Source organism: Aetokthonos hydrillicola CCALA 1050 (assembly GCF_017591665.1).
In the GTDB taxonomy this organism is placed as follows: domain Bacteria; phylum Cyanobacteriota; class Cyanobacteriia; order Cyanobacteriales; family Nostocaceae; genus Aetokthonos; species Aetokthonos hydrillicola.
Genome location: NZ_JAAKGC010000005.1, coordinates 1 through 11405 on the forward strand (window position 1 = coordinate 1; position 11405 = coordinate 11405).

Annotated in this window: 10 protein-coding genes; 6 read left to right on the forward strand and 4 right to left on the reverse strand. The window is 39.4% G+C overall.

Annotated features, from left to right (window positions below; translation table 11 throughout):
• Positions 1-127: 127 nt before the first annotated feature.
• Positions 128-358: a hypothetical protein gene (locus tag G4P69_RS03765; RefSeq protein WP_208348562.1), complete on the reverse strand. Its 231-nt coding sequence runs from the start codon at positions 356-358 to the stop codon at positions 128-130.
• 643 nt (positions 359-1001) lie between these two features.
• Entirely contained in the window at positions 1002-2186 is a 1185-nt protein-coding gene (gene hemW, locus G4P69_RS03770; RefSeq protein ID WP_208341664.1) for a radical SAM family heme chaperone HemW, read from the reverse strand.
• Positions 2187-2562: 376 nt separating this feature from the next.
• Here hemW and G4P69_RS03775 point away from each other — a divergent pair, with 376 nt between their 5' ends.
• Positions 2563-3639 carry a PIN/TRAM domain-containing protein gene (locus tag G4P69_RS03775; RefSeq protein WP_208341663.1) on the forward strand — a complete coding sequence of 359 codons (1077 nt, stop codon included), beginning with the start codon at positions 2563-2565 and terminating at the stop codon, positions 3637-3639.
• A 108-nt stretch (positions 3640-3747) separates the two neighbouring features.
• Here G4P69_RS03775 and gloA2 read toward each other — a convergent pair whose 3' ends face one another.
• Entirely contained in the window at positions 3748-4134 is a 387-nt protein-coding gene (gene gloA2 / locus G4P69_RS03780; RefSeq protein WP_208341685.1) for an SMU1112c/YaeR family gloxylase I-like metalloprotein, read from the reverse strand.
• 143 nt (positions 4135-4277) lie between these two features.
• Positions 4278-5525: a vWA domain-containing protein gene (locus tag G4P69_RS03785; RefSeq protein ID WP_208341662.1), complete on the reverse strand. Its 1248-nt coding sequence runs from the start codon at positions 5523-5525 to the stop codon at positions 4278-4280.
• Between the two features lie 254 nt (positions 5526-5779).
• Here G4P69_RS03785 and G4P69_RS03790 point away from each other — a divergent pair, with 254 nt between their 5' ends.
• From G4P69_RS03790 to G4P69_RS03810, 5 genes are all read left to right on the forward strand, one after another.
• The gene (locus G4P69_RS03790; RefSeq protein WP_208341661.1) at positions 5780-5968 is read left to right on the forward strand and encodes a hypothetical protein; all 189 of its coding nucleotides are present in this window, start codon (positions 5780-5782) and stop codon (positions 5966-5968) included.
• A 195-nt stretch (positions 5969-6163) separates the two neighbouring features.
• Entirely contained in the window at positions 6164-6826 is a 663-nt protein-coding gene (locus tag G4P69_RS03795; protein WP_208341660.1) for an ATP-dependent Clp protease proteolytic subunit, read from the forward strand.
• A 122-nt stretch (positions 6827-6948) separates the two neighbouring features.
• The gene (locus G4P69_RS03800; RefSeq protein WP_208341659.1) at positions 6949-7542 is read left to right on the forward strand and encodes an ATP-dependent Clp protease proteolytic subunit; all 594 of its coding nucleotides are present in this window, start codon (positions 6949-6951) and stop codon (positions 7540-7542) included.
• Positions 7543-7846: 304 nt separating this feature from the next.
• Positions 7847-8422, forward strand: coding sequence for a J domain-containing protein (locus G4P69_RS03805; RefSeq protein WP_208341684.1), 576 nt, complete (start codon positions 7847-7849; stop codon positions 8420-8422).
• Between the two features lie 278 nt (positions 8423-8700).
• Positions 8701-11196 (forward strand): ATP-binding protein, encoded by a 2496-nt coding sequence (locus G4P69_RS03810; protein ID WP_208341658.1) that lies wholly within the window; start codon positions 8701-8703, stop codon positions 11194-11196.
• The last annotated feature ends 209 nt before the right edge of the window (positions 11197-11405 follow it).

Genomic DNA, 11405 nt, shown 5'->3' on the forward strand with positions numbered 1-11405 from the left:
TCTTCTGCAGAAATTTCGGTGAACAAGGTGTTGTTTTCGATAGCTTGCATGGTTTTTTACTCTGTAAAAAATTTCAAAGTTCTTGTTTAGCTAAGTGCTTATAAGTGTTAGTGACCTTAATTAGTCATTAAAAGCCAAAATCAATTTTGCTGGCATAAGATCTGTTGTACTGAGTGGTAAGTACTGAAAGTGCTAGAACAGCATTGCCCGTTGTATTGAATGTATATTGGCCTGCACCAAGAGCAAAGATTTGCTGAGGTACACTTACTCCGATTTCGATTGCTTCACCGCCGCTAACGATAGCAGATTCTTCTGCAGAGATTTCGGTGAACAGTGTGCTGTTTTCGATAGCTTGCATTGTTTGTTACTCCGTAAATAAAGTTGGGAAGGTTTCGTTTATTCGAGTAGTCGCTTGCTTTATCTCAGCGTATCAACTGCTCGCTTGATTAATACGATATACGGAAGTAACAGGTTGAGTCATTCGCATTTTCTGTAAACTTCACTACGTAATACTGGAATAATAACTACTGAATTACGACAGTAAAGTTTCCTAAAACTACATAGAAATACAGATTTTTATTTAACACGATTGATACTAGTGTACATAAAGATATTGTAAATGTGTTGAATATAAAAGTAAACTTTTCCATAACATTTTTGGAAAAAATGCAAAAGACTCTGAGGAGCAACCGTGTGAGCCCCATCCTCATTCCTTCAGGCAGATGCTTTATAAGGATCCCGGAAGAGATCCCTGTGCATCACCGTCTTTACCGTATTGTGTCCTTTATGTTGGGAAACCCCAATAGTTGTATCAGTACATCCTTGAGCCAAGTACACCGCAATTCTACCAACCTACTTCATAGAACTTCATCTTGAAGCCACTAGTACCGCTTCTCAAGAGCGGAGACACTACGTGCGACGCGCAGCTATGCCCGCAGGGCGCAGGGCTTTACGCGAAAGTCACTCATTCAAAAGTGTTATATATCAAGGCTTTTTTCATTCTACAACTGCTCAAACAGGCTTGCTAAAACCACGTTAGAAAACAAAAACCCTTGGGGATCGCTTAAGCGCAGTCTTCCTTCCACAACTTTTACCCAACCCTTTTCATAATACGGCTGGCAAATGGTATGAATTCGCTCCACCCTATCTTCTCCAAAATCCGCTGCTAACTTTGCTAAACTCAAACCTTCTGCCAAACGCAACCCCAGCATTAAGGTGTCTAACAAAACTTCTTCAGATGCTGTAGGTTCACAATCGATCGCACCTCCGTCTTGGATCCACTGATAATATTCTTTAGTTTTGCGTGGACGAGTGAAGCGCTTAGCTTCAACATAACTTGCTGCACCCATACCAAAGCCATAATAAGGGCGATTTTGCCAATAAACTAAATTATGCCGACATTGATGACCTGGCTGAGCGTAATTAGAAATTTCGTAATGCTCGTAACCAGCATTAGTTAAGATTCGCTGGGCTAGCTGATACATTTTTACTGTTGTTTCATCGCTCGGTAAAGGTTGATCCCCAGGTTTGTAATAACGACCAAAGGCAGTACTTGACTCGATTGTGAGATCGTAGATGGATATGTGAGTAGGTGAAGTGGCGATCGCCTTTTCTAAAGAATCCTGCCACCTGTCTAAAGTTTGATGCGGTAGTCCTGAGATTAGGTCTAAACTAAACTCAGGAATTTGCACCTGATGAATCAAGTCAACAGATGCGAGGATATCGGAGACTGAGTGCGATCGCCCGCAAACTTTCAATAAATCGTCTTGAAAAGCTTGTACCCCCAAACTTACCCGATTGACGCCTGCGTGTTTGTACTTCTGAATTTGTCTTAAATCAAACGTCCCTGGATCCATTTCCACAGAAATTTCCGCTCCAGGAGATATGCCGAATCGTCTATCTAGTGCCGTTAATATCAACTCCAATTGTTGTGGAGATAGAAGTGAAGGAGTTCCGCCCCCAAAGAAAATTGTTACCAAAGGCTCACCTAAATTAGGTGTCATGGTAATTTCTTGACATAAAACTTCAACGTATTGGGCGATACTCCCAGACGTTTCACCCCTTAAGCGATCGCCCACAACAAACACAGGAAAATCGCAATAAAAGCAACGCCGTCTACAAAACGGAATATGTACGTAAGCAGAATTTGGAATACCAGTATTAACAGTTAAATAACGATTTGTCATTTTAATAAAGGATAAATTATTTTATATAAAAAAGTACGTATTTTATTTACATTTTCTTATCTTTTCCCATTAAAGACTATGGAAGAAGGAGTCAGAATTCATAATTCAGGAGTCGGAATCAATTCGATAGAGATTTAAATAGCGCAATAACAACCAGTCTTATAGAATTCACGCGCTCCCAAGCTGGCTCCTGACTCCTGACTCCTGAGTTCTTTTGTTAAAAATTTAAAGCATAAAACTCTTTGGTTATAATGATTGCAGATGTTGTCATACCAAGCTTTTAGTATGACCGTAATTATTTCTAAATACATTTTACCAACGAGGTAAAGACTCTTTGCTCTGTTGGGTTACACCGTTGTAGGAAAACAACAAAACCATGCTTGATGCCATTATCATTTTTTCATTTATCCTGGCAGCAGCGCTTATCGGGTTCTATAGCACCGAACTGCTACCAAACGGCACACTAGATAGCGTGACGAACGTAGACGCTTTGCGCTTTGTTGTTGCAGCTTTTGCTGCGATATTTGGCGCTGCTGCTGGACTGCGTTTTCAGACAGCGTATCGTCGTCTTGAGTCGCAAGTTCGGGAATTACCACTGGAGGTTATTTTAACGCGCGCCATTGGCTTAGTTATTGGGCTGTTAATAGCTAACTTGATGCTTGCTCCTTTATTCTTGCTACCCATTCCAGCAGATTTTGGCTTTATTAAGCCATTAGTTGCAGTCGTAGGCAGTATTATACTCTCATATACTGGGATGAACTTAGCAGATTCTCACGGACGAGGATTATTAAGACTACTTAATCCCAACACCGTGGAAACGTTGGTAGTAGAAGGAACTCTCAAACCTGCTAATACTAAAGTTTTAGATACTAGCTGTATTATTGACGGTCGAATTGAAACGCTTCTAGAAACAGGATTTTTAGAAGGACAGATTATTGTACCGCAGTTTGTCTTGCAGGAATTGCAACAAGTAGCCGATGCCAGCAAAGATCAAAAGCGCGTGAGAGGAAGGCGAGGATTAGAAATTCTCAATAGAATTAAAGCGGCTTATCCTGATCGTATCCTGATCAATCCAGTTGACTACGAGGATATAAATACAGTAGATGCTAAGTTAGTCCGATTTGCTCAAGAAATTAACGCCACCCTTCTAACCAATGACTACAACTTATCAAAAGTTGCTAGCGTCCAGAAAGTACCAGTCTTGAATGTTAACGATTTGGTGAACGCAGTTCGTCCAACCTATTTACCAGGTGACAACATTGACTTGAAAATTCTTAAGGAAGGGAAAGAACCTAGTCAGGGTATCGGCTACTTAGACGATGGCACGATGGTTGTTGTTGAAGAAGGTAGTAATTATGTTGGTGGGGAACTTCGAGTGGTTGTCACTAGTGCTTTGCAAACCAGCGCTGGACGTATGATTTTTGCAAAACCTCAAGCTTCTGCAATAGCATGACGGTAGAGTGTGCTAGGCGCACAAGGAGCATTTTCGAACAATTTCAGCAACGCACCGCTATTACACGGTGCGTTACTTCGTTAACGCACCCTATTTTCTAAATTCGGCTTAACTCTCGTAAATTTCCAAAGGTAGAGAATCTGGATCTTTAAAGAATGTAAATCTCTTACCTGTGATTTCATCTACTCTAATATTTTCCACGTCGATACCGTGGGATTGTAAATCTAGTACGGCTTGATCTATGTTCTCAACTTTAAAAGCAAGATGTCTTAAACCAGAAGCCTCTGGACTATTAACTCTTTGAGGCGGATTGGGAAAAGAAAATAGCTCTATTTGAGAGTTTTCGCCTACTTGCAAATCTAACTTATAGGAATTTCTCTGAGCGCGAAAAGTCTCTTGAATGATGCAGAAACCTAAAATTTCTACATAAAACTTTTTTGAGCGCTCATAATCCGAACAAATAATCGCTACATGATGAATTCCAGTAGTTTTCATGCTTTTTGTATAGTTAAAAGTTAGGCTGGGCATAGCCTATCCCACCATATATATTACATCCCCTATGCCCTATGCCCTATGCCCAAAACGGCGAGGCGTCAATTCCTCTCACCCCTCCAAGAAGTAAATTTCCTCGCCGTTTTTCATGAGTCTTGTAAAACAGTTTTTGAAACAATTCTAGTTTTCTTGCGATCGCTCTCTGATAGTTCTTCTCCGGCTTGCAGACGGGTTGCAGAAGTTTGTAGAACTGTTGCTGCACTTGTGTCGCCCATTTGGAGGGCAGTTTTTGCAGCCGTTTGCAACATTGTTGCTGCACCTGAGCGATCTCCTTGTTGCAGTTTGACTTCGGCTAACTGGGTTTGTCGATACTTTGCTAATGCTAAGATATGCTGCTGTACGTCTTGGTCAGAAGATGGTTGGTAAGCTCCAACCACATTTGCCTCAACTAAAACATTGTCTGAAAGTAACCCAGAATAGTTTAAGGTAGGATCATCAAAGCGGACTTGCAACTCGGTAATCATCTGTCTCCCAGGTGGCAAATGTCCTATATAAAGGTTTGCTAATACTACTCGTTCTACATCTTTCATCAAATCTCCTAGACGCACGGAGAATCTACCATTAGATTCTTGTTGTACTGGTAATTCGATGGTGTCTGGAGCAACCTGAGCAATGGGTTTGAGTTCTGCTAAGCGAACATTTGGAGCCAGAGAGAACAGCAAATAAGCATTAGTCAAGCCCACCGTTTGAATACGGGTGAAAAGACGGCTAAACTCGGCAATTGCTTGATCTGGCTCCTGAATATAAGAGAGTGTTCCACCACCAGCATCTGCTATTGTTTCTAAAACATCTTGGTTCCAATTGTCGCCAAATCCTAAAGTGTTTAAAGTCAAATTGTAATTAGTTGCCAGTTGGGCAAATTTCAAACAGCGATTGTTGTCTCCGTGTTCGTTTTCACCATCTGTTAATAAAAACACTTGAGAAATTGTCTCTTTTTTTCCTTTCGCTAATTCTTCAATGCCTAGGCGTAATCCCTCATCAATAGAAGTACCACCATCAGCAGAAAGACGATTAATTTGTTGTTTAATCCGCTCTGGGTTTTCGACTATTTGATTGGGTATTAAGACTTTAGCACGGTGATCAAAAACAACAACACTGAGGCGATCGCCAGGGTTAAGACTATCAACAATACGGTTTGCCGCTTTTTTAACAGTTTCTAAAGGCCGCCCGTTCATCGATCCGCTATGATCAAGGATTAGACATAAATTTAGAGGAGCACTGCGATCTGTGACTTCTGCGATCGCAGAAATTGAAATTGCCAATTGACGTTGACTATTTGGTTGATTGGCATCTAAGTTCTCGTCATTTAGCTTTGGCTGCAAGCTAACCTTCATAACCCTATTTTCCTATCCAGGATATACATATTTTTATAAATAACTTCATCCCGTTAGATGAGTTCTACGTAAAACTTATCTTAAATCCCTCTTCTTTTGCCACTTTCTACATTAGGCAATTAATTCAGACTATTTGCCTATGTACATTGACCTAATCCAAAGTTAATTTAGCTCCCATTCAAATAACCCTGAAGAGTTGACATCACCTCTTTTATTTTGCTATTCTTGCCTTAGCTTACACGTTTTAGCTAAAAATGTCAACGAGAAAAGGTCAAAAAGGACAGAAAAATATTCCATATCTCCACGATGAAATCAAAACAAAGCATACTGTGCTATTAACACCGACGGTTTGGGAAAAACTAAAAACTATGGCTGAAACAAAAGGTACAAGTATCAGTGAAATAATTGAACAATGGGTAAGAGAAACGGGGGATGGGGCATAGGGGATGGGGCAGAGGAGCAGAGGAAGCAGGGGAAGCAGGGGAAGCAGGGGAAGCAGAGAAGTAGGTAGTCGAACCTTCAGTAGTACCCATGCCCCATGCCCCATGCCCAAAGAGAGAAATCCACACCTTCAACAGCGTTGTTCTTCGCGCTAGGATGTATTACAGTTAACGGCACTTATTTAGGCAGCAGTTCCTATGGACAATTCTCCCATCAAGGGTGTTCAAGCCCCTTATTATGGCGATAACTTCTACCGGACACCACCGCCAGATTTACCTTCATTATTATTAAAGGAGCGAATTGTCTATTTGGGAGCTCCCTTAGTTCCAGAGGTAACTAAACTAATAATCGCGGAACTGCTGTATTTGCAGTCTGATGATCCAGAAAAACCAATCAAAATATACATTAACTCGACTGGTACTTCTGGCTACAGTGGTGACCCAATAGGCTTTGAGACCGAAGCTTTCGCGATTTATGATACAATCAAATATATCAAGCCTCCTATATATACCATCTGCATCGGTTCAGCGATGGGTATGGCAGCTATGCTTTTAAGTGCAGGGACAAAAAATTGCCGTGCGAGTTTACCTAACGCTTCCATTATTTTGCACCAACCTAAGAGCTACGCCCAAGGTCAAGCAACGGATATTCAGATCCGAGCAAGAGAAGTTCTAGCAAATAAAGCGACGATGGTAGATATTCTATCTCGCAATACGGGACAAACCAAAGAAAAGATAGAGAAGGATATGGATCGTCTCTTCTACATGACTCCCCACCAAGCTAGGGACTACGGTTTGATAGACCGAGTTTTTGAAAAAGAAGAACTTGCTAATCCTCCATTACCGGCTGGAGTCATTTAGATAGGAAGAATACAGGAGTCAGAATACAGGAGTCAGGAGGAGCCAGTATTGATTCTGACTTCTGACTCCTGACTCCTGACTCCTTGTTTAAAGATAACTATTGACTAAGGGAGTAAATTATTATGCCTATTGGCTACCCTAGCGTTCCTTATAGACTACCAGGGGAACAGTTCACCCAATGGATTCACATCTACAGTCGTCTTGCCCGTGATAGGATTATTTTCTTAGGGGAAGATGTTGATGATCGGCTTGCTAACGAAATCATCGCCATAATGTTATATCTAGATTCTGAAGATCCAGGTAAAGATATTTTTCTATACATTAATTCTCCTGGTGGTGTCGTAACATCTGGTATGGCGATTTATGACACAATGCAACACATTAAATCAGATGTGGTAACAATTTGTGTTGGTTTAGCAGCATCTATGGGATCTTTCCTATTAGCTGGTGGAACCAAAGGCAAACGTTTAGCATTGCCTCATTCACGGATTATGATTCACCAACCTTCTGGTGGTACCCGTGGACAAGCCACTGACATTGAAATTGAGGCTAGAGAGATTCTGCGGATTCGTCGTCAGTTGAATCAAATTTACGCTAATAACACAAGTCAGACTTTGGAAAAGATTGAAAAAGACATGGATCGTGACTTTTTCATGTCCGCCCAAGAAGCTAAAGAATACGGTTTGATTGACCGTGTGATTGAAGAACGTCCATAGCACCGCTGCGCGAAAATCAAAAGTCAAAAGTCAAAAGTCAAAAGTTTTATATATAAATCAAGGCTTCTGGCTATTTGAAATGGTTGCTTTATCTACGGCGCGCCGTACTAGTTAGCGAAGTTGTTAGTGGTTGTTTCAAGGAACAACTGCTAACAAGTTACCAATAAACTGTGAAGCGTGAACTTTAAATTGAAAATGTACTCTTTATTATTGAGACTTCAAGCCTTAAGCTATAAGATACCGTATGGGTTCGCTCCTATACGGTAAATTGATAGCAGATATTCGCGCTTCTAATAGATCAAAGATGGATCTTGGAGATTGCTACCGTTTATTAGGTTTAAGATCGGGAGCTGCTTTTGCCGACATCAAAGCTTCTTATCGTCGGTTGGCACGACAGTATCACCCCGATATTAACCCAGATGACAGTCAAGCCAAAGAAAAATTTATTGCCTTGACTGAGGCATACAAGCTGCTACTGCAGGTAGTATCGCCAGAAGAAACAGACCAAAAGTTCAGTGACTCAACAGCACCTAGACAGACACCACAAGAAACGCCAACACCGAAGCCACCTAATTTATCTGAAATAGAGGAGGGGCTAAAGTGGAAAACTTATGAGCAGTTGCAGGTGTTTTTGAAACAAAGAAGGTTTCCAGTGGCGATCTCACTGGTAGAGGCTTTAGCACAACGTTTACCAGAAGATGCGGAAGTGCGCCAGTGGCAAGCTATAGCATATCAAATTTGGGGACGAGAGTTAATAGCTCAAAACCAGTTTCCAAAAGCTAAAATTTATCTAAAGAAAGCTTTGAAGACAGACCCCAACAACAAAACCCTTTGGCTAGAGGTACAGCGAGATTTCCAAATTTTGGAGGAGATTTTTTGATAAAAAATAGGGTGTAAGAGAACCAGCCCGCTGGACGGGTTTTCCTACACCCAACACCGTATCTCACGTCTTCGGGATAGGTGCTTTCCAACTTTAGTTAATAGATGTGCTAGGAATATTCGTTAAATTTACTGAGTTTAAAAAAAAATAAATAGGATCTTGGAGTTATTTGGCGCTGTTTCCCCTATAAATAACTGAACTTTAAGTATATTTTCTGATTACAATTAACCAAACAGAGTGACAACTTATGATCACAGTTGTCTAGACTAACCTAAAAAATGAGTGATTACGAAATAATAACACAAGACGTTGACTTCAACGATTGTGATAATGAACCTATTCACATTCCTGGTTCAATTCAACCTCACGGGTTACTTTTCGTCTTAAAGGAACCAGAGTTAACAATATTACAAGTTAGTAACAATACGTTCAGATTTTTTGGTCTATCTGCGGATAAATTAATAGACCATTCTTTGGATATTATTTTTGATAAATATTATGTAGAATTGATAAAAATGTTTATCAACCAAAAAGATTTTTTAGCGAGAAACCCAATAAAATTATCAATAAGTCTATCAAATAGAAATCTATTATTTGATGGTATTCTTCATCGTCGAAATGGAATTTTAATTTTAGAATTAGAGCTTTCAAGATTTTCTGAAAATATTTATTATTTAAATTCTTTTGATTTAGTTAGAGCCGCTGTTTCTAAAATGCAAAATGCTTTAACTTTAGATGATTTATGTCAAACTATGGTTAAAGAGGTGCGTAGCCTTAATGGTTTTGATCGAGTCATGGTTTATCGATTTGACCATGAAGGACATGGAACTGTTATTGCTGAAGATAAACTACAAAATATGAGTTCTTTTTTAGGCTTATGCTATCCAACTTCGGACGTACCTAAACAGGCAAGAAAACTATATTGTTTAAATTGGTTAAGGTTGATAGCGGATGTCAATTATAGACCTGTGGAAATTATACCAAGTGTTAATCCTATTACTAATAGTCCAGTTGATTTGAGTTTGTCTGTTTTAAGGAGTGTATCTCCATTTCATGTAGAATACTTGCAAAATATGGGTGTTAAGGCATCCATGTCGATATCTTTAATTAAAGATGACAAGCTTTGGGGACTTATTGCTTGCCATCATCATTCACCTAAATTTATTTCTTATGAAGTGCGACAAGCTTGTGAATTTCTCGGTCAGGTTATGTCCTTAGAACTCACTTCTAAGGAAGATAGTGAAGATTATGAATATAAATTCGATTTAAAAAATATTCAAGTGAAAATCCTTGAATATATGTCTAAAGCAAAAAATTTTATTGAAGGGTTAGTTAATTATAAGCCTAATTTACTAGACTTGGTTAATGCTCAAGGTGCTGTAGTGTGTTTTGACGGGAATTGCACTCAAATTGGCAAAACACCGCAGGGAAAAGATTTAAAGCGCTTACTTGAATGGTTAGAAAATAATTTACAAGAAGAGGTTTTTTATACAAATTTTCTGTCAAGTCTTTATAAAGAAGCCGAAAAGTTTAAAGATATAGCTAGTGGGTTACTAGTAATTTTAATATCCCGGAACCAAAAGAACTACATCTTATGGTTTCGAACTGAAGTTATTCAAACCGTAAATTGGGCGGGAAATCCTAATCAAGAGACTAAATCAACGAGTGGTGGTCGTTGGGGTTTATCTCCTCGTAAATCGTTTGATTTATGGAAAGAAACTGTTAGATTAAAGTCATTACCTTGGAAAAAATGTGAAATTGAAGCTGCTCTTCAACTAAGGAATGCAGTCGTTAATATTGTTCTGCATCAAGTAGATGAACTTGCTAAATTGAATGCAGCTTTGCAGGAATCTGAGGCGCAATCTCGACAACAAGCAACCCATTTAGAAAAAACTCTGCGTGATCTCCAGCTTGCTCAAGCTCAGCTAATTCAAACTGAAAAAATGTCTAGTCTCGGTCAAATGGTTGCTGGGGTGGCGCATGAAATTAATAACCCTATTAACTTCATTCACGGCAATCTAAGCCATGTAACTGACTACACCACAAGTTTACTCAACTTGATTTACCTCTATAAGCAGTATTATCCCTCACCCCCGGAAGTTATTCAATCCCAAGCTGAAGATATTGATCTAGACTATTTAATTGAAGATCTACCAAAAATTTTGTCTTCGATGAGGGTAGGAACTGAACGTATTCGTGGAATTGTTTTGTCGTTGCGTAAATTCTCACGGCTCGATGAATCTGACATGAAGCCAGTGGATATTAATCAAGGGATTGATAGTACATTATTAATTCTGCAACATCGGCTACAAGAAAATAATTATCCGACAATTGAAATTATTAAAGAATATGAAAATTTACCTTTGGTGGAATGTTATGCAGGTCAGTTGAACCAAGTATTTTTAAATATAATTGTCAATGCAATTGATGCATTAGAAGTGGGTTGGCAAGACCAAGCCTCAACACCTAAAATTAAGATTCGTACTGAAATTACTCAGCCTCAAGATATTGATCAGGATGACACTAATTCATCGATAAAAATTAGTATTGCAGACAACGGACCTGGTATTTCTAAGGAGATACAACCCCACATATTTGATCCCTTTTTTACGACAAAACCTGTTGGGAAGGGTACTGGTTTAGGGTTGGCTATCAGCTATCAAATAATTGAAAAACACGGGGGTCAGCTAACCTGTCTATCAACATCAGGACAAGGTTCAGAGTTTGTTATTAACATTCCAATACGGCAAAAGGGTAAGGTATATGACTATTGATCCTATTTCACAGGAACGAACACAGTTTGTCCTTTACGGTTTTTTTTGATTTGCACTAATTGAACGTTTTGTGCTTGTGCAATTCCCTGTAATATAAACTTGCTAAAATTTATACTATCATTTGAAGGAGACGCTACGCAAAGAGCGCAGTTCCTTGCTTGTTCCATTACTATAAAGCTATTGTTTCACCCTGTCTATTGTTAGTACAA